Here is a 22,969-nt window from a genome sequence, read left to right as displayed (position 1 = left end):
ATGCGAGTTAGCCAAGGGCGTCCGCAAGCACCTCATTCAAGCGTGCGAACGCGGCGGTCTCGTCTGGCGCATGGGCCGGATTAACCTCTGTGATGGTCAGACCGCGCCATTGCGGCAGGGCGGCCAACTGCTTTAGCACGAAGGCGGCTTGCTCCAATTTGAGACCGTCGCAACGGCGCACATTCTCAGCAATCGGAAAATCGACAAAGGAGAGTACATCGACATCGAAGTGGATCAGCACGCAGTCAAAGCGCGCCGCCCATTCGGCCGCGCGCGACGCCGCCTCGATATCATTCAAAGCTTCCTCACGCGATATAACCTTGATCGCGTTATCTCTGATCGTCGCGGCTTCGGGCGGAGTGATGTTCTCGACGCCGAAATAGAGGAGCTGCTGAGGCACGAGCATCGGACGGGTCGGGCCGAGCCTGACGAGCGAAGGCTCGCATCCGGTAATATTGAGCAGATGAGCGACACCTGTCCAGTCCAAGGCGCCGTCGCTCGTGTCGGGTGTGTTGAGATCGACGTCGAAGTCTATGTAGACAAGCCCAATCCGCGCGCCGGCGGCGTTTGCTCCGGCGACCGTTCCCAGCTCCACAGTACAATCGCCGCCTAAAACAAGCACGTCTTCCTGCGCTGCGATCGCCGTCGCCACGTTGCTTGCGACCAAGTCACAGGCGTGGCGCACGGCCTCCAGGTTCATAGCCTGCGGCCGCGAGGGATCCGGTCGCCATCGGAACGATGCAACATCACCATGATCCCTGATGGTTCGGCCTCGGCTCACGAGCGCCTCTGCAAGCCCATGTCGCCGAAAGGCCGCGGGGGCTTGTTCCTGCCCCGGCGAACGCTGGTGGCGGCGCCGATAATGTTCAACAAACGCGCTGCCAAATCGAAGCTCCAATTTCGGATGATCCTCGTTGCAAAACGTGTCCGGAGGGAGGAAGGTTCCTCCTCGACGTGGGAGTTTGTCGCCCGGCATTGGCACGAGGCCAACAGGCCGGGCGCTTCGCGCCGGAATGGCAAACGGCTCGCCGCATCGATACCGTCGTGAGACGGCCAGACGCCGAACGTGCACAAAGCCACTGGGACCAATCATGACCAAAGCGACAACGGCCATGAAGAAGAGCGGCTCGAAGGAAGGAGAAGGAGGAGACACTCCCTCTCAGTTGATAGATGCGAGAATCAACGAGCTGAGCGATTGGCGGGGCGAGATGCTCGCTCGGGTCCGAACCCTGATCAAGCAGGCCGACCCCGAGGTGGTCGAGGAGTGGAAGTGGAGAGGGGTTCCGGTGTGGGAGCACGCCGGAATAATCTGCACCGGTGAGACGTACAAGAATGTCGTGAAGATGACCTTCGCCAAGGGCGCCTCATTGGAGGACCCTGCCGGCCTCTTCAACTCCAGCCTCGAAGGCAACACCAGACGCGCCGTCGATATCCACGAGGGCGACAAGGTCGATGAAGAGGCGTTGAAGGCGCTCATACGCGCCGCCGTGGCACTGAACATGTCGGTGCGAGCTACTGCCCGCTCTCAGAAGAAACCGAAGAGCGCTTGAGGCTGCAGCGGGAAATCCCTACTGCAGCAGTCCCTTGACCATGCCGCTCGCCTTGGAGAAATCCATCTGGCCGGCGTACTTCTCCTTGAGCACGGCCATCACCTTGCCCATGTCCTTGACGCCGCTGGCGCCGGTCTCGGCGATGGCGGCGCGGATCGCCGTTTCGGTCTCGGCCTCGCCCAGTTGCATCGGCAGGAAGTCTCGGATGATGGCCATCTCGTCGCGCTCCTGCGCGGCAAGCTCCGGCCGCTTGCCGTCGTCGAACGCCTTGGCCGACTCCTCGCGCTGCTTTACCATCTTGGCCAATATCTGCAGGATCTCGTCATCGCTGGCCGGCTCCTTGCCGGCGCCGCGATTGGCGATGTCGCGATCGTGAATGGCCGCCTGGATCAGCCGCAAGGTCGGCAGCCGGCGCTTGTCCTGCGCCTTCATCGCGCTCTTCAGGGATTCGGCGATTTTGCCGCGCATGGTGCTTTCTCCTTCGATCCGGCGCGGACAATACCCTTGCCCAAAGCCCAAGGCAAATTCGGTACTGACCGGCAACTGCCTGATATCGTTCAATGAAATAAATCCATGCCGTTCGGCATAGCCTCATTGACCGTTCTGGCGCCTTATCCTATGTACTGGGCCTTGCATGAACTGAATTTTTGTTACGCGCGCTGGCTGCGAAATCGCCGCTGCGCGCGGTTTGCTGCGCAGAGTGGTCCGCCGGACCGATTGAAAGGCGCAGCCTTTTAGGAGTGCCGCCATGGCAATGATGACCGCCGCGTCGACCCCCCCTTGGGCCACCGAGAAGCCGACCGCCTTGCTGGTGCTGGCCGACGGCACCGTCATCGAGGGCCGCGGCCTTGGCGCTACCGGCTCCGCCGTCGCCGAGGTTTGCTTCAACACCGCGCTGACGGGCTATCAGGAAATCCTCACCGACCCGTCCTATGCCGGCCAGATCGTCACCTTCACCTTTCCGCATATCGGCAATATCGGCACCAATGACGAGGACATCGAGGATCTCAACCCGGTTGCCCGCGCCGGCGCCGTCGGCGCCGTGTTCAAGGCCGACGTCACCAATCCGTCCAGCTATCGCGCCGCAGCCGGTCTCGACCAATGGCTGAAGAAACGCGGCATCGTAGCACTTTCGGGCATCGACACCCGTGCGCTGACCGCGCTGATCCGTGAAAAGGGCATGCCCAACGCCGTCATCGCGCACGCGCCCGATGGCATCTTCGACATCGACGATCTGAAGCGCCGCGCCGCCGCCTGGTCCGGCCTGATCGGGCTTGACCTGGCCAAGGACGTCACTTCCGGCCAGTCCTCGGTCTGGCGCGAGACGCCCTGGGTCTGGGACGAGGGCTTTGGCGAACAGATCGATCCGTCCATGCATGTCGTCGCCATCGACTACGGCGTCAAGCGCAACATATTGCGCCTGCTTGCCGGTCTTGGCGCCAAGGTCACCGTGGTGCCGGCCAACACCGGCGCCGAGGAGATCCTCGCCATGCGGCCCGACGGCATCTTTCTCTCCAACGGTCCCGGTGATCCGGAAGCCACCGGCGACTACGCCGTTCCGGTCATCCAGGACCTGCTGAAGACCGACATCCCGGTTTTCGGCATCTGCCTGGGCCACCAGATGCTGGCGCTGGCGCTGGGTGGCAAGACCGCCAAAATGCATCAGGGCCATCACGGCGCCAACCATCCGGTCAAGGATCACACCACCGGCAAGGTCGAGATCGTCTCGATGAATCACGGCTTTGCCGTCGATGCCGACTCGTTGCCGAGCGGCGTCGAAGAAACCCATGTCTCGCTGTTCGACGGCTCGAATTGCGGCATCACTCTGACAGGCAGGCCGGTCTTCTCGGTCCAGCATCATCCCGAAGCCTCGCCCGGCCCACAGGATTCGCACTATCTGTTCCGCCGCTTCGTCAATCTCATCCGCGAAAAGCGCGGCGAGCCGGCGCTGGCCGAGCGCGCCTGATTCAGGTTCGCACCGTCGCCGTCGTGACGTCCTTCACCGCGACCGGTCTTTCGACCCTGAGCACGAATGCTATTAACGACAAGGCAAGAAAAATGCCGCCGAGCACAAAGGGCGCGCCGCCGAACACCACCGGCGCGCTCGGCCCGGTGAACCAGGCGAAGATTCCGGTATAAAGCAGCGGCGTGATGATGCTGGTGATCGAAAACACGCTCGTCATCGCACCTTGCAATTCGCCCTGCGCGGAGGGCGGCACCTTGGCCGCCGCCAGGCTCCGCAGCGGCGGGTCGGCCAGCGCCTCGAGGCAGGTCGCCACGATCACCGCATAGATCATCCATCCCTTCCATGCCGCAGCATAGCCGAAGGCGGCGAGCGCGGTAAAAGCAAGACCGGTGGCGGCGGTCCGCCATTCGCCGAGCCGTGGAATGACGCGCGGCAGGACAAAACCCATCACCAGTGCCCCGCCAAGACCGAAGACGCCGAGCGAGAGGCCGATCTGCTGTTCGCTCCAGCCATAGCGGTAACTGCCGACGAACGACCACACGGCAGGGTACATCATGTGGCCGAGCGTCATCAGGAAGAACACCAGCCCGATCCAGCCGATGCCATGATAGTTGCGCATCTGCTTGAGGGCGCCGAGAGGATTGGCGCGGCGCCACTCGAACCGACGCCGATGGTGCTGCTCCAGCGTTTCCGGCAGGAAGAACCAGCCGACGATGAAGTTGATGAGTGCAAGCCCCGCCGCGCCCCAGAACGGCACGCGCGGCCCGAATTCGCCAAGCAACCCGCCCAGCACCGGGCCGATGATGAACCCGACACCGAAGGCGATGCCAAGCAGGCCGAAATTCTTCGCCCTGTTCTCGTCGGTGCTGACATCGGCGATGAAGGCGGAGGCGGTCGAGTAGCTGGCGCCGCTGATGCCGGCCAGCACCCGGCCGATGAACAGGACCGAATAGGACCAGGCGACCGCGCAGATCAGATTGTCGATGGCGAAGGTCAGCACTGAGGCCAGCAGGATCGGGCGGCGCCCGAAGCGGTCGCTGAGATTGCCGACCAGCGGCGCGAACAGGAACTGCATGGCCGCATAGACGAAGAACAGCCAGCCCCCCTCGATCGCCGCTTCGCTGACACCAACGCCGGTCAGCTCCTGCAGATAGGCCGGCAGCACCGGCATGATGATGCCGATGCCGGTGATGTCGAGCAACAGCGTGGTGAAAACAAGCGCAAGACCCCGCCTGGCGGTTTTGGCTTCGATCATGACGGTATCGACTCCTGGCGCCGCCTCGGAGCGAAGGCGAAAGAACTCGTTATAGGCGAGTCAGCCACGCAGAACAATAAGGGAACGCGCCAGGGATTTTGATCCTGACATCAACTGTCGACATGAGTGCGGCCACGTCCTGCAGCGCCGCCCGCCGCTTCAACGGTCACTTCAACAGGAAAGCCCGAATGCCCTCAGATGGGGGTGTTGAACGTATCGCAATCCGAGAGCTTGCCGCTCCTGTAGCCGCGCGCCAGCCAGGTCTGCCGCTGCTGCGACGTACCATGGTTGAAGCTTTCCGGAATGACGTAGCCCTGCATCTTCTTCTGCATCGTGTCGTCGCCGATCTGCTGGGCGGCGTTCAGCGCCTCTTCCATATCACCCTGTTCCAGGATGCCTTTTTGCCCGGTGAAATGCGCCCAGACGCCGGCGAAGCAGTCGGCCTGGAGCTCGACCTGCACCGACATGTGGTTGGATTCGGCCTCGCCCATCTGCTGGCGCATCTGGTTGAACTTGGGCAGGATGCCGGTGAGGTTCTGCACATGATGGCCGACCTCATGCGCGATCACATAGGCCTGGGCGAAATCGCCCGAGGCGCCGAATTGCTGGTCGAGCTGCTGAAAGAAGGTGGTGTCGAGATAGACCTTGCGGTCGCCGGGACAGTAGAAAGGTCCGGCCGCAGACGAGGCGGAGCCGCAGGCCGAGCGGATTTGTCCGCTGAACAGAACCAGCTTCGGATCTTCGTAGGTCAGGCCGTTGGCCTGGAAAATGCCGCTCCAGGTATCCTCGGTCTCGGCCAGCACGGTCGAGACGAACTGCTTCATCTCGTCGGAGGCCGGCGCACCGGTGCCACCGCCCTGCTCGCCGCTATTGTCGGTGATCTGGCCGCCGCCGCCCGGCGCCAGGCCGCCATCGCCGCCGGCCAGGATCTGCAGCGGATCGATGCCGAAGGCCTTCAGTCCGAAGTAGAGGACCACGAGAATGACGATGGTCGACAGCGACATTCCGCCGCCAGAGCGGCCGCCGACCGGGATGCGGAACCGGCCGGGGCCGCCGCCCGGCAGGTTGAACCCGCCGCCGCTCTGACCACGTTGGTCCTGGACATTGTCACTTTGACGACGACCCTTCCAGAGCATGGCAAATCCTCGTGGTGCAAATTTCCGGTCGATCGGGGCCGTGTCTCGGCTCGATCGGACTGATAACAATTATCCCAACGGCTGAGGCAAGTCACAGAATTTTTCGCATGAAAGGCACGAGCGCTGCAACGTTACAGCCGCCTTCCGTTTTCCCCTTTTTTGCCGACATCCCTCGCTGTGCGAGGGACCAGGCGGCGTCGTGCTCGTGGACGAAGTTCCGCTCGCACTGTCGCCATGCTGCTCGCCAACCTTGAGTGAGTTACACCACCGTCCATTTGGCGCCCGGTTCCACGCTGCGGACACTCTGTCAGCGCCTTTCTGGCTCTTGGCTACGCTCAGATCTTCTGCTTGGCGCCAGCGCTCTTGCCGTCCGAGCTTTTCGAGCGCTCCTCGAAGCGGGCCGCACTCTTTTTGAGCGGGCGACCGGTATCCGCTTCCGTCTTGCGCTCGTCCTTCGCCGCAGCTTGCTTCAATCCCTTGGCAGCTTGCTTGCCCTTCGGTGTCGGTGCCTGTTCAACGCCCATCGTATCCTCCTCGGCCTCGCGCCATCGCGTGGCACGATCTCAAACGCAGCGGCAACGCGGCGGTTCCGGCAGGACTGTCGACAATGGCTGTAGACTTAGCGTGTCGCCGTCATCGCCTTGCGAAACGCTTCAAGCGTCTCGGCGCTGACATGGTGCTCGATGCCCTCGGCATCGATGCGCGCCGTCTCGGCGCTGACCCCGAGCGAGCGCAGGAAGGCTTCCACCGTCTGGTGGCGAATGCGGCTCTCCTCCGCGACCTTGCGGCCGGCATCGGTCAGGAACACGCCCCGGTAGGGTTTCCTCGAGACGAGCCCGTCCGCGCACAGTCGCGTCAGCATCTTGGCGACGGTCGGCTGGGCGACGCCGAGCCGCGCCGCGATGTCGACCTGGCGCGCCTCGTTGCCGTCCTCAATCAGGTCGGCGATGAGCTCGACATAATCCTCGACCAGCGCGCTGCGGCGCGCTTCACGCGTCTGCCTAAATCCCTCCGAGTGAATTTCGGCGTCAGGCAGCGGCTTTTCGCGTGGAACCGGTCTGTTCTTCAGCGCCAATACGCGCTCCTCCTCGTCTGTCAGCGAATGGGCCGGCATTTGCACATTCATAGCACGGGCTTCCATTCTTCTGGCCGTTTATTTGCATTCGACGGCAGGCGCAACCAGCGTTTCCGATTCACCCGTGCGTCGCCAGCAGGGGCACTATTCAAAAGCACAAACAATAAAACATAGCATATTGCATAATGTTCAGCCCTGACATAGATAGAAACGGCAACTTAGACGATCCAGCGGAAAATCCCCCCAATGTCAGAAGCCGAAGCCGCAACAGCATCCCGAACCATGTGGCGATTTGCCCGGCCGGAAGACGACGAGCAGCCAAGCCTGCGCGAGGTCAATGCCTCGATCGCGGTGCCGCAGTCGGGCGTCTGGTTTCGCCGGCTGTTCGCCTTCATGGGGCCGGGCTACATGGTTTCGGTCGGCTACATGGACCCCGGCAACTGGGCGACCGACCTCGCCGGCGGCGCCCAGTTCGGCTACACGCTGCTCTTCATCATCATGTTGTCGAACCTCATGGCGATCCTGCTGCAGGCACTCGCCGCCAGGCTCGGCATCGCCACCGGGCGTGACCTCGCCCAGGCCTGCCGTGCCTATTATCCGCGGCCGGTCAATTTCATGCTGTGGATCGCCTGCGAGCTGGCCATCATCGCCTGCGATCTGGCCGAAGTCATCGGCACGGCGATCGCTCTGCAGCTGCTGTTCGGCATTCCGCTGATCGGCGGCGCCGTCTTGACCGCCCTCGACGCTTTCCTCGTTCTGCTGCTGATGAACAGGGGCTTCCGTTACCTCGAAGCCTTCATCGTTGCGCTTTTGATCATCATCTTCGGTTGCTTCGCCATCCAGATATTTGCCGCCGCTCCCCCGGTCGGCTCGATCCTGCATTCCATGTTCGTGCCATCGTCGGAGATCGTCACCAACCCGGCGATGCTCTACATCGCCATCGGCATTATTGGCGCCACCGTGATGCCGCATAATCTCTATCTGCACTCCTCAATCGTGCAGACCCGCGCCTATGAGCGCACCGAAGCCGGCAAGCGCGATGCCATCAAATGGGCAACGATGGACTCGACCATCGCCTTGATATTGGCGCTGTTCGTCAACGCCTCCATCCTGATCGTCTCGGCGGTGGCTTTCCATGGCACCGGTCATCACGACGTCGCCGAAATCGGCCAGGCCTTCGAGCTTCTCTCGCCGCTGCTCGGCCTCGGCATCGCTTCGATCCTGTTTGCCGTGGCGCTGCTTGCCTCCGGCCTGAACTCCACGGTGACGGCGACGCTCGCCGGCCAGATCGTGATGGAGGGCTTCCTGCGCCTGCGCATCCCGCAATGGGCGCGCCGCCTGCTGACACGCGGCATCGCCATCGTCCCGGTGGTGGTCGTCACCGCGCTCTATGGCGAGAAGGGAACCGGCCAGCTCCTCGTCTTCAGTCAGGTGATCCTGTCGATGCAATTGCCCTTCGCGGTGATCCCACTCGTGCAGTTCGTGTCGGACAAAAAGAAGATGGGCAATCTCGCCATTCCGCGGGGCGTCGCCGCGCTTGCATGGGTGGTCGCCGCCCTCATCCTGGTGCTCAACTTCAAGCTGCTCTACGACACCGTGGCCGGCATTGGCTGAAAGTTTCTCTCAGCCAGGGCGGACGCGACAAATCGTCAATCCGCGCTATCTTGCCAAGCCATGACGCCGATTGCCGAAGCTCGAAAATTCTACGCGCGACTGATGGCTGCCAATGCAGGTTCGGCCGATCCGCGTCTCGAAGGCGTGTTCGCCGCGGTGGCGCGCGAAGTTTTTCTCGGGCCCGGGCCGTGGATGGTCGTCGCCGGCAACGGCAAGGTCGAAACGCCAACTGCCGATCCTGTTCACATCTATCAGAACGTGCTGGTAGCGCTTGACGCTGACAAGGGCATCAACAATGGCGAGCCGTTTCTGCACGCCATGTGGATCGGCAAGGTGGCGCCAAAACCCGGCGAGACCGTCACCCATGTCGGCGCAGGCACCGGCTATTACACAGCTCTGTTGGCACGGCTGGTTTCACCGGGCGGCGCAGTCACAGCGTTCGAGCTGGAATCCAGTCTCGCCGACCGCGCGAGAAAGAATCTCGAAGCTTATGACGAGGTGGCTGTCATCCATGGCGATGCGGTCATCAGCAGCCTGCCACCGTCCGACATCATCTATGTCAATGCCGGCGTCGCGGCACCTCCGGCCGAGTGGTTGAAGGCGCTGAAACCCGGCGGCCGCATGGTCTTTCCGTGGCGTCCGGCGGAGCGCGTTGGCCTCGCGGTGATGGTGACCCGCACGGATAAGGGTCTTGCCTGCGATCCGTTCATGCGGTCATGGTTCATCCCTTGCATCGGCGCCTCGCTCGCAAGTTCCGCGGCGAGAATCGACCGCGAAAGCGCGGCTCGCAGCCGTTCGATCTGGCTAACGAGCGAAGCGGCCCCGGACAGGACCGCCACTGCGATCATCGGAGACGTCTGGTTCTCGTCGCGGAGCATCGGGCCTTCGTGAACCGGAATGCCGGAAATTTTTCCGGCCCCTGTCGGACCGGCGTCCAATCGCGCGTCCTTTGGCCGAACTCGGCCTAAACGGCACGGAAAATGAAAAGGGAGAATCCAATGAGGAAGATCATCACTGCGACATTCGTCAGCCTCGACGGCGTCATGCAGGCGCCTGGCGGGCCGGAAGAAGACCCGGTCGGCGGCTTCGAATTCGGTGGCTGGACGTTCCATTACTGGGACGACGTCGGAGGCGCCTTTATTGGTGAGACCTTCGCAAAACCCTTCGCGCTGCTCCTCGGCCGCAAGACCTACGACATCTTCGCCGCGCATTGGCCGTACCAGAAGAGCGGTCCGATCGCCGACAGCTTCAACGCCGCCACCAAATATGTGGCAACGCACCGGCCCGATACGCTGTCGTGGCAAAACAGCCAGTGGCTCGGCGACGACGTCGTGGCCGCACTGCGCCAGCTCAAGCAGGAGGACGGCCCGGACCTGCTCATCCAGGGATCGAGCGAACTCATCCAGACCTTGCTCGCCAATGACTTGATCGACCAGATCGGCCTGCTGACCTTCCCGCTGGTGCTTGGCAAGGGTAAGCGGTTGTTCGGCAGCGGCGCAATTCCGGCGGCCTTCACGCTGAGCCGCTCACAGGTATCGACCACCGGCGTCATCATGGCGACCTATGAACGTGGCGGTGAGATCAAGACCGGGTCTTTCGCCCAGGAACAGCCGTCCGAAGCCGAGATCGAGAGACGCCGAACCTGGAAATAGACGACCGCGCACTGCGTTAACAACAAGGGGATGGCCGACATCGGCCGTCCCTTTGCCATTTTGCCGATCACGCCGCCTGTTGCCGCCGCGCCAGCCCGTCGCGGATGCACGCGGCAAACTCCCGCACCGCCGGCCCGACACCATGCTTCGGCAGATGCAAATTGATCGAGAAATTCGGCAAGGCCGGCAGCTCCGGATCGGCGGCCAGAATGTCGAGATCGCCCGGCACGGTGGAGGCCAGCCAGGTCGTGACGGCCAGGTCCGAACGCACAGTCGCCGTCGTCGCGTCGAGGTTGCCGTTCTCGAACACGGTCCGCCATTCCAGCCCATGCTCATTGAGCGCCGCCAGCACCGCCGGGCGGAAGGCGCAGGTGTCGGCCACCATCGAAACCGGCAAAGGCCGCTTGCGGCGGGCTATGCCGCCCCTCGCGCCGACCCAGACCAGCCGGTCGATGGCGAGACATTCGCCGGCGGACGGACCGACCGGTTCCTCGATCACGGCAAGGTCTATCGTGCCAGTCGCCAATGCCGCCGAAAGCTCTGGCGACGAGGCGCAGACCAGCGAAATCTCGACCTGCGGATAGGTCTCGGCATAGGTCTTCAGCACCGGCGCAAGCATGGTGCCGACAAGATCGTACGGCACGCCGAGCCGCACCTCACCAGCGACCGCGCTGGTCGCCATCTCGGCCCAGATCTCGTCGTTCAGGGAGAGCAGGCGCTTGCCCTTGCCGAACAGTCGTTCCCCGGAACGGGTCAGTCTCAGCCCGCGCCGGTCGCGCTCGAACAGGCTGCAGCCGAGAACCTCCTCCAGCCGCTTGATCTGCTGGCTGACGGCGCCCTGCGTCAGATGCAGCGCGTTCGCAGCCGCCGTCATGCTGGCCTTGTCGGCGACGGTGACGAAGGTCCTGACCAAGGCCGTGTCGAGATTGCGGATCATGGTTTGCATTATATTCTCTAATGCCAACCATAGCAAACATTGCATTTACTGATGCCTGACAATGCTTAGCATGCTGGATTCCCAACAGAGGAAACAGCATGTTTGAGGCCATCCTTCCGCTCGTCCTGTTTGCGCTGGTCTCGACCTCCACGCCCGGCATGGCCACGACCTTGTCGACAGCGTCGGGGGCGCAGTTCGGCTTTCGCCGCTCGGTTCCGCTGATGGCCGGAAGTGCTGCCGGCCTGGCCACGGTGGCCGCGGCAGGTGCGGCCGGGCTCGCCGGCCTGCTGGCGGCGGCTCCGTCCCTGCAGCTGGCGATGAAGATAGCCGGATCGCTCTATCTGATCTGGCTCGCCGTCAAGATCGGCCGCAGCGGTCCACCCAATCTGGACGTGACCATGGCAAAGCCGAACAGCTTTTTCGGTGGCGCCGGCCTGCAATGGATGAACCCCAAGGGCTGGGCGATGGGATTGGGGGCGGCGGCATCTTTTGCCGCACTCGCCAACGGACCGCTGCAGCTTGCCCTGCTACTCGGCGCGGTCTTTGGCCTGGCAGCCGCGCTGTCGCTGTCGGCGTGGTGCGTGGCGGGCACGCTGCTCGCCCGGTTGCTTAGAACCGAGCGGCAGTGGCGGGTGTTGAACATTGCGCTCGGCCTGCTGCTGGCCGCCTCGATCATCCCGATGTGGCGAACAGCCTAAACGCTTGAGTTCCTCGTCCCACCTGCGTGGGGCGAGGAACCCAAATTCTGCGGGGGCGCCAATCCCACCTCGGCCTTCAAGCCGCGTAGCGTGCCGCCGGTTTGTCAGCATGCAAGCTGCCGTAAAGGGCTTGCCGAGCGCCAAGGAAGATGTCCAGCTTGGCCGCATCGGCAAGCGCTGGTGCAGTGACGGCTTCACCCCTGGCAAGGCCGACAAGTGCTGCATCCACCAGATCGTCGGCCGTCATGATGATCTCCTTCGGGAGGCTGTCGATATCGCTGCCCGCAAGTTCCCAGAACTCGGTTCGCGTGGCCCCTGGCAGCACCACCTGCGCCTTCACCCCGGTGCCGGTGACTTCGCGCTGCAAGGCTTCGGTGAAGTTGACGACATAGGCCTTGGTGCCGCTGTAGATACCGCCGAACGAGGTGTCGAAGGCCAGCACCGAGGCGATGTTGACGATGGCGCCGCGGTTGCGCGACAGCAGTCCCGGCAGGACCGCGCGCGTCAGCCGGGTCAGCGCCACGACATTGACCTTGATCATCCGCTCGGCCACGTCGGCGTCGGCCGTTGCCACGAGTTGCGCACCGCCAAGGCCGGCATTATTGACCAGTAGCGTCACGCTGTCGTCGGCCGATATCACCTGCTCGACGCGGCGCACATCGTTGTCGTCGGCAAGATCGGCGCTGATCACGCCGACCTTGCGGCCGTATTCGGCGCGCAGCTTGCCGGCCAGTTCCTCCAGCCGCTCGGCGCGCCGCGCCACCAGCACCAGATCATAGCCCTGCCCCGCCAACCGGTCCGCATAAACAGCGCCGATGCCCGACGAGGCGCCGGTGACAACCGCCGTGCCCTTGTTGTTCTGTCCACTCATTGTCCTGTTCCTTTTTTCGGTTGATTTGCTTCGCTTCGAACCGGTGCAGGCACGGTGGGCGATCGCCCTCGCCTTGCCGGCAAAGCCGTGCGATTCAATTAGTGGCATATGCCACTGTTTGCGAAGTAGGTATATGCCACTATCTTGTCAATGACTGACGCGGGGATTATTTGTGAGGCAGCGAACGGACATCATGTTGCCGTCGCCAAGGACCCATCATGTCGAAAGACACCCTTCCGGGCCTGACCCTTTGCAACAACGCCGTGCTGCGCCGCGCGACGCGCAAGCTTGGTCAGTTCTACGACGATGTGGTCGCCCCGTCGGGCCTGAAGGCCACTCAGCAAGGCCTGCTCTACCAGATCCATATCGGCGACGAACCGGCCATGGGCGCCATTGCCGCTGCCCTCGTTATGGACCTGTCGGCACTCGGCCATACGCTGAAGCCGCTGATCCGCGACGGTTATGTCGAGACCTTCACTGATCCGGATGACCGCCGTATCAAGCGCGTGCGGCTGACGCCGCAGGGCTCGGTCAAGCTCGATGAGGCCATGAAGCTGTGGCGCGTCGCCCAGCAGCGTTTTGAGGACATGGTCGGCAAGGAGCAGGCGGCAATGTTGCGCGCGGCGCTGGACGACATCGCCGCGCTGGATTTTGGTATACCGCCGGCAGCGCCCTGAGGTCTCGAACAGCGGCGGTAGCCAGAACTTATTCCGCCGGCATTGCCACCGCCCGGGCCGCCCGGTGGCCGGCCAGCATGACGCCAAGACCCAGGATCGGGAACGCTGCGGCGACCAGGCCGAGATCAGCCGGCGCGCCATAGCGCAGCACCGCGCCGCCGACGACGGCGCCCAGCGCCACGCCGAGATAGAGCGCCGAGCCGTTGAGCGACAGCACGATGGGCGCCGCGTCGGGCGCCAGCCTGATGATGCGGCTCGCCTGCGCCGGCGGGAAGGCCCAGCCGACGATGCCCCACGGCACCATCATGGCCATCAGCGCCGGCCCGGCGATGCTGTGCGGCAGGAATGTCGGGATGACCGAGAGCATGACCAGCATCACCGCGCTCAGCGCCAGCGACCAGCTGACGGTGCGCGTCGCGCCGAAGCGGTCGGCCGCCTGCCCGCCGGCAATATTGCCGATAACGGCGCCGACACCGAAGGCAAGCAGCATGCCGGGCAGCGCGATCGGGCTCAAGCCTCCGCCTTCGATGGCTAGCGGAGCGACAAAGGCAAAGACCGTGAAGGCACCGGTGAGCGCCAGCAGCGTGGTCAACAGGATCGATGGCACGCCGGGGCGAAGGGCTGCGGCCAGCCGTTGCCTGAGCGGCAGCTTGGTGCCGACGATGCCACGCGGCAGCCGGTACCACAGGATGGCGCCGGCCAGGGCGCCGAGCCCGGCGATGGCAAAGAACGTGCCGCGCCAGCCGGCAACCGTCGCGACAAGCGCGCCGAGCGGGGCGCCGACCGCCACCGCCACCGTGGTGCCGCCGACGACGACGGCAATGGCGCGGGCGCGGTGATGATCATCGACAAGCGCCACGGCCGTCCCTTGCGCCGTCGCCGCGAACAGGCCGGACGACAGCGCCATGACGATGCGGGCGATCAGCAGCAGTTCGAAGGAGGAACTCAGCGCCGCAGCCAGGTTGCCCAGCACGAAGAACACCAGCGTCCACAAGATAACGCGCCGCCGGTCCCATTCGCCGGTGAGCGTCGCCAGGATCGGTGTCCCAAGCGCATAGGCGAGCGCGAAGGCGGTGATCAGCGTCCCGGCGAGTGGAACGGAGATGGCGGCGTCGGCCGCGATGTCGGGCAACAGGCTTGAAATGACGAAGCCTTCGGTCGCGATCGTGAATGATCCGAGCGCAAGCCAGATGAGGCGCTTGTCCATAGCAACAATCCTTAGTTCAAAAGTTATTGAACAATTGAACATAACAGGGCATGATGTCAATGAGCTCTCGCATACTAATCGAAGCCTGCTGACAGCCCGATGTCAGGACAGGCATGAATGGCGTCAAAAACCGCCTACACCCGCTGAGGAGGAGACGCGTTGAAATCGGCCCCGATTGCGCTTAATTCCTGGGCATGACCCTACCCCATCCCACCGCCGACCAGATCAGTCTGCCGAACGTGCTTGCCGTGCTCGGCGATCCCACGCGGCTGGCCATCGTGCGCTATCTCGCCAGCAAAGAAGGCGTGCCGCTGAACTGCAGCCAATTCCTCGATCTCGGCTCGAAGACCAATCTGAGCTATCATTTGGCCAAGCTGCGGGAGGCCGGCGTTACCCGCGCCGAGGTGGTCGGCACCAGCCGGCTGATTACACTGCGCCGCGACGACCTCGATGCCCGCTTTCCGGGCCTGCTCGACAGCGTCATTGCGGCTACCGTCAACGATACGGCGCTGCCCGCGGTCGGCGCCCCCGAGATCGAAATCCGCGCCTGAGGCCGTTACTCGCCCCTGTGTAACAGGCAGGGCAATCGCATTTGGATTCTTGCGAAGATGGACCCCCACCCTAACCCTCCCCACAAGGGGGAGGGAACGCTGCCGCGCGCCTTTACTTTCCCCTCGGCTTTCCACCTGCGATAGTCCTGGTGTAACAGGGGAGAGGACCAAAGTCCTGCCAGGTCCGCCCTTCCCGACTGGTCATTCGACCCCAACGGAGCTAACCATATGCGCATTGCCGTCCTCGCCGATATCCACGGCAACGTCCTCGCCCTGGACGCCGTGCTCGACGATCTGCAGCAGCGCGGCGGCGCCGACCTCGTTGTCAATCTCGGCGATTGCGTCTCCGGCCCGCTCTGGCCGCGCGAAACCATGGAGCGGCTAGAAGCGCTCGCCCTGCCGACGGTGCGCGGCAATCACGATCGCCGCGTCGCCCGCGACACCGCCGATGAAACCATGTGGCCGTCCGACCGCTACGCGCAGGAACGGCTGACATCGGCTCAGCGTGAGGCGCTGTTCGCCTTGCCCCTCACGCTGGAGATCGCGCCTGGGGTGACTGCCTTCCATGCCCGGCCCGCCCATGACGAAAAATATCTGACCGATACGATAGCCGACGGCCGGCTGGTGCGCGCACCGCTGGCCGCCATCAAGCGACGGCTGGCCCCGCTCGATCCCGCTTGCCGCATCGTGCTGTGCGGCCACAGCCACCGCAGCGAGCTGATCCGTATCCCCGACGGCCCGGTCGTCTTCAATCCGGGCAGCATCGGCTGTCCCGCCTATGACGATTCGACACCACCGGCGCATGTTTCCGAGCAAGGCTCTCCGCACGCCCGCTACGGCATCGTCGAGCTGGGCGAGCCGGGCCGCCCCGACCGCTTCGAGGCCATCGCCGTCGATTATGACCACGAGGCGGCGGCGCGGCAGGCCGAACAGGCGGGACGGCCGGAATGGGCCCACGCGCTGCGAACCGGATTTATGCCGGGCTGAACGCGGAGCGCGTTCATACCTCAGGCTGAACCGCCTTCATGCCGGGGCCGCATTTTCGGGCTTACATAGCGCCATGTCGTCCCTTATAAAATCGACCTGGCATGCGGTGGCGTTTCGGTGCCTGGCCGCGCCTTCGGAAATGCATCTATCGCCACGGCCAAAATGATGAGGCGCACAGTTACGCTCCGAACGACGCTGTACGCGCTGATTGCCGTCCCTCTCCTGCTGACGGCGCTGCTGCCGGCCAGGGCCGAGGAGGCGCCTTTCGTTTCCATCGTGACGGACCTCGCACCAGGCGATCTCCTGAACGTCCGCGCCACGGCATCGGCGATGGGCAAGATCAAGGCTCGACTGCCGAATGGTACGAGCGTGAACAATCTCGGCTGCAACGACGTCAATGGTTACCGCTGGTGCAAGGTCGCAGAAATCGACAACCCGCAACTGACCGGATGGGCTCCCGCGCGCTACCTGAACCCCGAGAATCCGGCGGCCGTTGCGGATGAGGATACCGAAACGGCCGGCGAAGGCACGGCCCCTGCAGCCGAGGCCTCGAACCCGGCAATTGCAGATCAGCCGCTGCCAGACCTGACAGCGCGCCTGGGCGCGGCCGGTCAGGAAACCACGGTGACAGCGGCTGAGGCAATCGGCAGGGCCGCCATCGAGGATGCCTTGGCGCTCGCGGCCAGCGGAAGTCCGTCGACCGGGGAGATGCCGCCGCTCGCGGCAACGGAGGACGCCATCCAGAATCGCGCCGCCAATGCGGCGCCTCCGGCCGATGCACAAACCGTTGCGCGGCTGCAGCCGCCAGGGCCGCCAGTCCCTGGTGCCCGCAACGAGATTCCTTGCGCGCGCTATGTCGGCCAGCCGATGACCAGATGCGGAGCCAATGTCGAGCGGCTGGCCGACGGCAAAGCCGAGGTGACCGTGACCTGGCCCGATGGCGGCACGCGCGTCATCAGCTTTCAGGCAGGTCGGCCCGCCGGCTCGAATGCATCAGGCGAATTCCGCTACACCCGCGAGGGCAGCCTGAACCTGATCCGTGTCGGCGTTTCCGAACGCTTCGAGATTCCTGATGCTTTGGCGACCGGAGGCTAGGCAGATTCGAAACGCTGGAGGGACCGCGCCCCCCTCTGTCCTGCCGGACATCTCCCCCACGAGGGGGGAGATTGGCTGTTTCGCCGACAGCGCCTCTTTTTCGAGGTTGGCTGTTGGCGAAATCAAAGATGAAGGCCGATCTCCCCCCGTGTGGGGGAGATGTCCGGCAGGACAGAGGGGGGCGCGAAGGAATGAGGCGCTTGTTTGCTCGGTTGGAGCAAGCCTCGCATAAACCCGCATTTTAGGGGGTTACATCAGGCAAAACTCTTCCCTATAAGGCCCTCCTAGCCTGATACCAGAATCGCGAGCACAACCGGCCGGGTCTTCCCGTCCGGTTTTTCGTGCAAGCCGCCTGCCGAACGGACCCTCGATATGCCAAGACGCACCGACATCAAGTCGATCCTGATCATCGGGGCCGGCCCCATCGTCATCGGCCAGGCCTGCGAGTTCGACTATTCCGGCACCCAGGCCTGCAAGGCGCTGAAGGAAGAGGGTTTTCGCGTCATCCTGGTCAATTCCAACCCGGCCACCATCATGACCGACCCGGAGCTGGCCGACGCCACCTATATCGAGCCGATCACGCCGGAAGTGGTGGCCAAGATTATCGCCAAGGAGCGGCCCGACGCGCTGCTGCCGACCATGGGCGGCCAGACCGCGCTCAACACTGCTCTGTCGCTGCGTCGCATGGGCGTGCTCGAACGCTACAATGTCGAGATGATCGGCGCCGACGCCACGGCAATAGACAAGGCCGAGGACCGGGCGCTGTTTCGCGAGGCGATGAAGAAGATCGGCCTGGAAACGCCGAAGTCGATGCTGGCCAACGCCACCGACGTTAAGAACGCCGACCGCAAGACGCACGAGGCCGAGCGCGCCGCGTTGAAGGCCGAGAAGCCCGAAAACCTCGACGCCGCGCTTGACGCGCTGGAAACGCGCTGGAACCTTGGCGAGGGCGACCGCAAGCAGCGCTATATCAGCCACGGCATGGCGATCGCCGCGCAGGCGCTCGACCATGTCGGCCTGCCCGCCATCATCCGCCCGTCCTTCACCATGGGCGGCACCGGCGGTGGCATCGCCTACAACCGCGCCGAATTTTACGAGATCGTCCAGTCCGGCCTCGACGCCTCGCCGACCACCGAAGTGCTGATCGAGGAAAGCGTGCTCGGCTGGAAGGAGTACGAGATGGAGGTTGTCCGCGACAAGGCCGACAACTGCATCATCGTCTGCTCGATCGAGAACATCGACCCGATGGGCGTGCACACCGGCGACTCGATCACCGTCGCCCCGGCCCTGACGCTCACCGACAAAGAATACCAGATGATGCGCAACGCCTCGATCGCCGTGCTGCGCGAGATCGGCGTCGAGACCGGCGGCTCCAACGTGCAGTTCGCCGTCAACCCGGCCGACGGTCGCCTAGTGGTCATAGAGATGAACCCGCGCGTCTCGCGCTCGTCGGCTCTCGCCTCCAAGGCGACCGGCTTCCCCATCGCCAAGATCGCGGCAAAGCTCGCCGTCGGCTACACGCTGGACGAGCTGGAGAACGACATCACCGGCGGCGCGACGCCCGCCTCGTTCGAGCCGTCGATCGACTACGTCGTGACAAAAATCCCGCGCTTTGCCTTCGAGAAATTTCCCGGCGCCGAGCCGGTGCTGACCACCGCGATGAAGTCGGTCGGCGAGGTCATGGCCATCGGACGCACTTTTCAGGAATCGCTGCAGAAGGCTTTGCGTGGGCTTGAAACCGGCCTGACCGGCCTCGACGAGATCGAGATCCCCGGCATCGCGCACGGCGCGGCCAGCCACGCCGACGACCGCAACGCCATCCGAGCCGCTCTCGGCACGCCGACGCCGGACCGGCTACGCATGGTGGCGCAGGCGATCCGCATGGGCACCTCGCTGGAAGACGTGCACGCCATGTGCAAGATCGACCCGTGGTTCCTCGAACAGATCGCCGGCATCCTGGCCATGGAGGATCGCATTCGCGAACACGGCATTCCCGAGGATGCCGCCAATCTGCGCATGCTGAAGGCGATGGGTTTTTCCGATGCCCGCCTCGCGTCCCTGGTCAGGAAAGACGTGGAAGAGATCCAGAAGATTCGCGACAAGCTCGACGTTCATCCGGTTTATAAGCGCATCGACACCTGTGCGGCCGAGTTCGCCTCGCCCACCGCCTATATGTACTCGACCTATGAGGTGCCTTTCGCCGGCGCGCTCGCCAACGAGGCGCAGGTCTCGTCGCGCAAGAAGGTCGTCATTCTCGGCGGCGGGCCGAACCGCATCGGCCAGGGCATCGAGTTCGACTATTGCTGCTGCCACGCCGCCTTTGCGCTGCGCGACGCCGGCTTCGAGGCGATCATGGTCAACTGCAACCCGGAGACCGTGTCGACCGACTACGACACGTCGGACCGGCTCTATTTCGAGCCGCTGACGCCGGAGGACGTGCTGGAGATCCTGCGCGCCGAACAGGCGTCAGGCGAGCTGGTTGGCGTCATTGTCCAGTTCGGCGGCCAGACGCCGCTGAAGCTCGCCGACGCGCTGGAGAAGGCCGGCATTCCGATCCTCGGCACCTCGCCCGACATGATCGATCTGGCCGAAGACCGCGACCGCTTCCAGAAGCTGTTGCACAAGCTCGGCCTCAGCCAGCCGAAGAACGGCATCGCCTATTCGGTCGAGCAGGCCCGCCTCGTTGCCGGCGAGCTCGGCTTCCCGCTGGTCGTGCGCCCGTCCTATGTGCTCGGCGGCCGCGCCATGCAGATCATCCACGACGAAAGCATGCTGCAATCCTACCTGCTCGACACCGTGCCCGGCCTGGTGCCGGAGGACATCAAGCAGAAATACCCGAACGACAAGACCGGCCAGATCAACACGCTGCTGGGCAAGAACCCGCTGCTGTTCGACACCTACCTGTCGGGCGCCATCGAGGTCGATGTCGATTGCCTGTGCGACGGCAAGTCGACGTTCGTCTCCGGCATCCTGGAACATATCGAGGAGGCCGGCATCCATTCGGGCGACAGCGCCTGCTCGCTGCCGGTGCATTCGCTGCCTTCGGAGCTCGTCGACGAGCTGGAGCGCCAGACGGCCGCACTTGCCCGTGCGCTCAACGTCGGCGGGCTGATGAACGTGCAATATGCGATCCAGGACGGCACCGTCTATGTGCTGGAGGTCAACCCGCGCGCGTCGCGCACCGTGCCCTTCGTCGCCAAGACCATCGGCCGTCCCATAGCCAAGATCGCTGCCCGCATCATGGCCGGCGAGAGCCTGGAAGATGCCTTCGCCCATTACGGCGCCATGCCCGACCCGCGTAACCCCGGCCACATCGCGGTCAAGGAAGCGGTGTTCCCCTTCGCCCGTTTCCCCGGCGTTGACATCCTGCTCGGACCGGAAATGCGCTCGACCGGCGAGGTGATGGGCCTCGACCGCGACTTCGCGCTTGCCTTCGCCAAGAGCCAGTTAGGGGCGGGTGTTGATCTCCCCCGCGCGGGCACGCTGTTCGTCTCGGTGCGCGACGAGGACAAGAAGGGCATTCTGCCGGCGGTCAAGCGCCTGGCCGGCCAGGGCTTCAAGGTGCTGGCCACCTCGGGTACCGCTCGCTTCCTCGCCGAGAACGGCGTCGCGGCGGAGAAAATAAACAAGGTGCTGGAAGGCCGCCCGCACATCGAGGACGCCATCCGCAACCGCCAGGTGCAGATCGTCTTCAACACGACTGATGGCCAGAAGGCCGTGTCGGACTCCAAATCGCTGCGCAGGGCGACGCTAATGCAGAAAGTGCCGTATTACACGACGCTGTCGGGCGCGGCCGCTGTGGCGGAGGCGATTGCGGCGCTGCGGGCGGGGAACCTGGAAGTGAGGCCGCTGCAGGAGTATTTTGCCTAGGTGATTGGCTGATCTCCTTGGGGAGCATCGGCAACGGCCACGCTCCAAATTACCTAAGGACAAATCTTTTCATTGCTAAGTCAATTGGAGAGGCATGTGTGTCGTCTATCTGATTGAGTATCGCTTTTCTCTCATCACGCCCGAGTATTTCCATTGCACCCACTACAGCTGCTCGATCCATCGGTGCAAACTGCATAAAACTTGAACGGTGAGAACGCACCCAAGCCAAGTCCTTAAGAGAAACAGCCGCTCTCGCTTGCGAACGAATCTCTCCTGAGAACACGGCGTTTTGGATCGGCCTGATCTGCAACAGATTAGCACTACCAGCACAAATCCAATCCCACCAACGGCGCACAGCCTGTCGTCGATAGTATCCAGATACCGCGATCTGCCTGATTAGCGGTAAGGCAATCTCATGCCCTCCAGACTGAATTACACCGTCCAGAGCCTTCGCAAGCTCATGAAAGACGGGAAGGAAAGCATCAAGGGAAGCGCTCGCAACATCGATAAACTGATCAGAATTGCTGGCACGGGCTCTCCTGATATACGCCTTGATCAGATTAAGATCGACATACCCATCAGCACTAAACTTCTCTCTAATTGTCCGCCCAGTTTCATCCAGAATTTCGGCGCTTAGTGCCGGTCCAATTTCTACGTCGGCGTGCTCACCATAGGGATCAAGGGCCGATATCCTCTGCATCGCGGCCTTGGTTTCGGTATCCATATGATCTTGGAGTACTTTTTCCGAAAACTCTTCCCGAGAATATATGTTAGTTTTTCTGCCATTAAGGTTAAGTCGATGGTTTTAATATAAATAAATTGACAATAGCTCTATAGCATATTGAAGTGAATACTTATCGTTGTCAAACATTCGAATGTCATCTACATATCTAACGTGCTTAAATCCATTTCGTATCAAAAGCTGATCTACATCGATTAAAACTGCCTCAGAAATTAAATTGCTAGCGTTTGGCCCAACTGGTATCCCTTTTGAAGCGCCAGCATTTATTGAATGGATAACTGATTCAAAATCTTGCGCCACCTCATCCAAGCGGGGATCGGCAGCTTCTATTGAGCCGCGCACGCGATGAGAATAAATCTGGTTAAAGAAATCCGAAATGTCAGCAGTCGCGGCAAACTCATGATTATTTGCGAGCTGTCGTGACTTCTCCTTGTATTCATCGTAGCCGGTGCCCGACGAGAAAAACGCACCATCTAACGGTGAAAATCTATTCGAAAATGCAACCCCTTGGCTAGCCGGGACTCTGGCAGCCTCGATTACCGGTCCAACTCGATAGGCTAAGGCCGTATAAGTAAGACATGTCAACGGGTCCAGTTGATGAACAATTCTATACGAGCACTTTCCTTTAGCCACTGGCATCGAATCTGCGGGAACTATTGGAAGCTTCTTGACATTAGATGACATAAGGCGATCACGTACATTCTCCCAGTCAGCCCATACAGCTTGGTATGCCGGCAACCTGGGAAAGAAATCACTGTCCTCAAAGCGCTCAAGATGACGGCGCGCAAAATCGAGACTGTCTTCCGTCAATTTCGTCAATATGGCCCCCCAAGCAATGCGTAGCGCTAGGTATTTGAATACGTCGCAACCATCGGTACTGAAGACTAGTTTACTTGAAAGACAAGTGAAAACTTGTGCCAGGAATTCCCAGCCCTTCACGGGCTCAGGGCGTTCGACCGGGGGTTCACGTTGAGATACTTCGCATAAATCCGGTTGACGGCGTTGTTGAACGCCGGAGTTGACGGCGTAGATACGCACCATCACAACATTATCCAGCGAGGTTGCCCGCCGCCTCCGGGCAATGTT

22 protein-coding genes are annotated in these 22,969 nt (G+C 62.7%); 11 read left to right on the top strand and 11 right to left on the bottom strand.

The genetic code is table 11. The annotated features are described in order from the left end of the window. Positions 1 to 7: 7 nt before the first annotated feature. Positions 8 to 976 (bottom strand): arginase family protein, encoded by a 969-nt coding sequence (locus tag CIT25_RS31125; protein WP_158302698.1) that lies wholly within the window; start codon positions 974 to 976, stop codon positions 8 to 10. Between the two features lie 115 nt (positions 977 to 1,091). Here CIT25_RS31125 and CIT25_RS31120 point away from each other — a divergent pair, with 115 nt between their 5' ends. Beyond that, positions 1,092 to 1,550, top strand: coding sequence for a DUF1801 domain-containing protein (locus CIT25_RS31120; protein WP_095488932.1), 459 nt, complete (start codon positions 1,092 to 1,094; stop codon positions 1,548 to 1,550). 18 nt (positions 1,551 to 1,568) lie between these two features. Here CIT25_RS31120 and CIT25_RS31115 read toward each other — a convergent pair whose 3' ends face one another. After that, positions 1,569 to 2,018 (bottom strand): GatB/YqeY domain-containing protein, encoded by a 450-nt coding sequence (locus CIT25_RS31115; protein WP_095488931.1) that lies wholly within the window; start codon positions 2,016 to 2,018, stop codon positions 1,569 to 1,571. 280 nt (positions 2,019 to 2,298) lie between these two features. Here CIT25_RS31115 and carA point away from each other — a divergent pair, with 280 nt between their 5' ends. Next, positions 2,299 to 3,516, top strand: a complete 1,218-nt coding sequence (carA, locus tag CIT25_RS31110) for a glutamine-hydrolyzing carbamoyl-phosphate synthase small subunit (protein WP_095488930.1) — start codon at positions 2,299 to 2,301, stop codon at positions 3,514 to 3,516. A gap of 1 nt (position 3,517) precedes the next feature. Here carA and CIT25_RS31105 read toward each other — a convergent pair whose 3' ends face one another. The 4 genes from CIT25_RS31105 to mntR all read right to left on the bottom strand — a co-directional run bounded on the left by CIT25_RS31105 (position 3,518) and on the right by mntR (position 6,982). Beyond that, entirely contained in the window at positions 3,518 to 4,771 is a 1,254-nt protein-coding gene (locus CIT25_RS31105) for a TCR/Tet family MFS transporter (protein ID WP_095488929.1), read from the bottom strand. A 194-nt stretch (positions 4,772 to 4,965) separates the two neighbouring features. Continuing rightward, on the bottom strand, positions 4,966 to 5,907 hold the full coding sequence (gene ypfJ / locus CIT25_RS31100; RefSeq protein ID WP_095488928.1) for a KPN_02809 family neutral zinc metallopeptidase: 942 nt from the start codon (positions 5,905 to 5,907) through the stop codon (positions 4,966 to 4,968). 335 nt (positions 5,908 to 6,242) lie between these two features. Then, positions 6,243 to 6,431, bottom strand: a complete 189-nt coding sequence (locus CIT25_RS31095) for a hypothetical protein (RefSeq protein ID WP_095488927.1) — start codon at positions 6,429 to 6,431, stop codon at positions 6,243 to 6,245. 95 nt (positions 6,432 to 6,526) lie between these two features. Then, entirely contained in the window at positions 6,527 to 6,982 is a 456-nt protein-coding gene (gene mntR / locus CIT25_RS31090) for a manganese-binding transcriptional regulator MntR (RefSeq protein ID WP_164897566.1), read from the bottom strand. A 246-nt stretch (positions 6,983 to 7,228) separates the two neighbouring features. On the opposite strand from mntR, the gene CIT25_RS31085 reads away from it, so the two are divergent. The 3 genes from CIT25_RS31085 to CIT25_RS31075 all read left to right on the top strand — a co-directional run bounded on the left by CIT25_RS31085 (position 7,229) and on the right by CIT25_RS31075 (position 10,248). Then, a complete protein-coding gene (locus CIT25_RS31085) occupies positions 7,229 to 8,596 on the top strand; it encodes an Nramp family divalent metal transporter (RefSeq protein WP_095488926.1) in 1,368 nt (455 codons plus the stop codon). Between the two features lie 102 nt (positions 8,597 to 8,698). Further along, positions 8,699 to 9,487 (top strand): protein-L-isoaspartate O-methyltransferase family protein, encoded by a 789-nt coding sequence (locus CIT25_RS31080; protein ID WP_425351766.1) that lies wholly within the window; start codon positions 8,699 to 8,701, stop codon positions 9,485 to 9,487. Between the two features lie 107 nt (positions 9,488 to 9,594). After that, positions 9,595 to 10,248 (top strand): dihydrofolate reductase family protein, encoded by a 654-nt coding sequence (locus CIT25_RS31075; RefSeq protein WP_095488924.1) that lies wholly within the window; start codon positions 9,595 to 9,597, stop codon positions 10,246 to 10,248. A 67-nt stretch (positions 10,249 to 10,315) separates the two neighbouring features. Here CIT25_RS31075 and CIT25_RS31070 read toward each other — a convergent pair whose 3' ends face one another. Beyond that, on the bottom strand, positions 10,316 to 11,185 hold the full coding sequence (locus CIT25_RS31070) for a LysR family transcriptional regulator (RefSeq protein ID WP_095489228.1): 870 nt from the start codon (positions 11,183 to 11,185) through the stop codon (positions 10,316 to 10,318). Between the two features lie 98 nt (positions 11,186 to 11,283). Between CIT25_RS31070 and CIT25_RS31065 the strand changes: the two genes are divergently transcribed. Then, on the top strand, positions 11,284 to 11,883 hold the full coding sequence (locus tag CIT25_RS31065) for a LysE family translocator (RefSeq protein ID WP_095488923.1): 600 nt from the start codon (positions 11,284 to 11,286) through the stop codon (positions 11,881 to 11,883). 76 nt (positions 11,884 to 11,959) lie between these two features. Here the strand turns inward: CIT25_RS31065 and CIT25_RS31060 are convergent, their stop codons facing one another. Beyond that, entirely contained in the window at positions 11,960 to 12,754 is a 795-nt protein-coding gene (locus CIT25_RS31060; protein ID WP_095489227.1) for an SDR family NAD(P)-dependent oxidoreductase, read from the bottom strand. A gap of 218 nt (positions 12,755 to 12,972) precedes the next feature. On the opposite strand from CIT25_RS31060, the gene CIT25_RS31055 reads away from it, so the two are divergent. Further along, positions 12,973 to 13,431: a MarR family winged helix-turn-helix transcriptional regulator gene (locus CIT25_RS31055; protein WP_095488922.1), complete on the top strand. Its 459-nt coding sequence runs from the start codon at positions 12,973 to 12,975 to the stop codon at positions 13,429 to 13,431. A gap of 28 nt (positions 13,432 to 13,459) precedes the next feature. On the opposite strand, the gene CIT25_RS31050 is transcribed toward CIT25_RS31055, so the two are convergent. Continuing rightward, positions 13,460 to 14,638: an MFS transporter gene (locus CIT25_RS31050; RefSeq protein WP_095488921.1), complete on the bottom strand. Its 1,179-nt coding sequence runs from the start codon at positions 14,636 to 14,638 to the stop codon at positions 13,460 to 13,462. A 194-nt stretch (positions 14,639 to 14,832) separates the two neighbouring features. Here CIT25_RS31050 and CIT25_RS31045 point away from each other — a divergent pair, with 194 nt between their 5' ends. The 4 genes from CIT25_RS31045 (at position 14,833) to carB (ending at position 21,141) form a co-directional block, all read left to right on the top strand. After that, positions 14,833 to 15,189, top strand: a complete 357-nt coding sequence (locus CIT25_RS31045; RefSeq protein ID WP_095488920.1) for an ArsR/SmtB family transcription factor — start codon at positions 14,833 to 14,835, stop codon at positions 15,187 to 15,189. Between the two features lie 228 nt (positions 15,190 to 15,417). Continuing rightward, positions 15,418 to 16,176 carry a metallophosphoesterase family protein gene (locus tag CIT25_RS31040; RefSeq protein ID WP_095488919.1) on the top strand — a complete coding sequence of 253 codons (759 nt, stop codon included), beginning with the start codon at positions 15,418 to 15,420 and terminating at the stop codon, positions 16,174 to 16,176. 165 nt (positions 16,177 to 16,341) lie between these two features. Next, entirely contained in the window at positions 16,342 to 17,271 is a 930-nt protein-coding gene (locus CIT25_RS31035) for an SH3 domain-containing protein (protein ID WP_095489226.1), read from the top strand. Between the two features lie 372 nt (positions 17,272 to 17,643). Continuing rightward, positions 17,644 to 21,141: a carbamoyl-phosphate synthase large subunit gene (carB, locus tag CIT25_RS31025; protein ID WP_095488918.1), complete on the top strand. Its 3,498-nt coding sequence runs from the start codon at positions 17,644 to 17,646 to the stop codon at positions 21,139 to 21,141. A gap of 49 nt (positions 21,142 to 21,190) precedes the next feature. Here carB and CIT25_RS31020 read toward each other — a convergent pair whose 3' ends face one another. Both CIT25_RS31020 and CIT25_RS31015 read right to left on the bottom strand, forming a co-directional pair. Beyond that, positions 21,191 to 21,865, bottom strand: a complete 675-nt coding sequence (locus tag CIT25_RS31020) for a hypothetical protein (protein WP_095488917.1) — start codon at positions 21,863 to 21,865, stop codon at positions 21,191 to 21,193. Positions 21,866 to 21,946: 81 nt separating this feature from the next. Beyond that, entirely contained in the window at positions 21,947 to 22,924 is a 978-nt protein-coding gene (locus tag CIT25_RS31015; RefSeq protein ID WP_245330076.1) for an RNA-directed DNA polymerase, read from the bottom strand. Positions 22,925 to 22,969: the final 45 nt, after the last annotated feature.

The sequence above is a fragment of the Mesorhizobium mediterraneum genome (assembly GCF_002284565.1).
GTDB lineage: Bacteria > Pseudomonadota > Alphaproteobacteria > Rhizobiales > Rhizobiaceae > Mesorhizobium > Mesorhizobium mediterraneum.
Note: the sequence above shows the minus strand (reverse complement) of the source record. Positions and strands in the feature narration are given on the sequence as shown.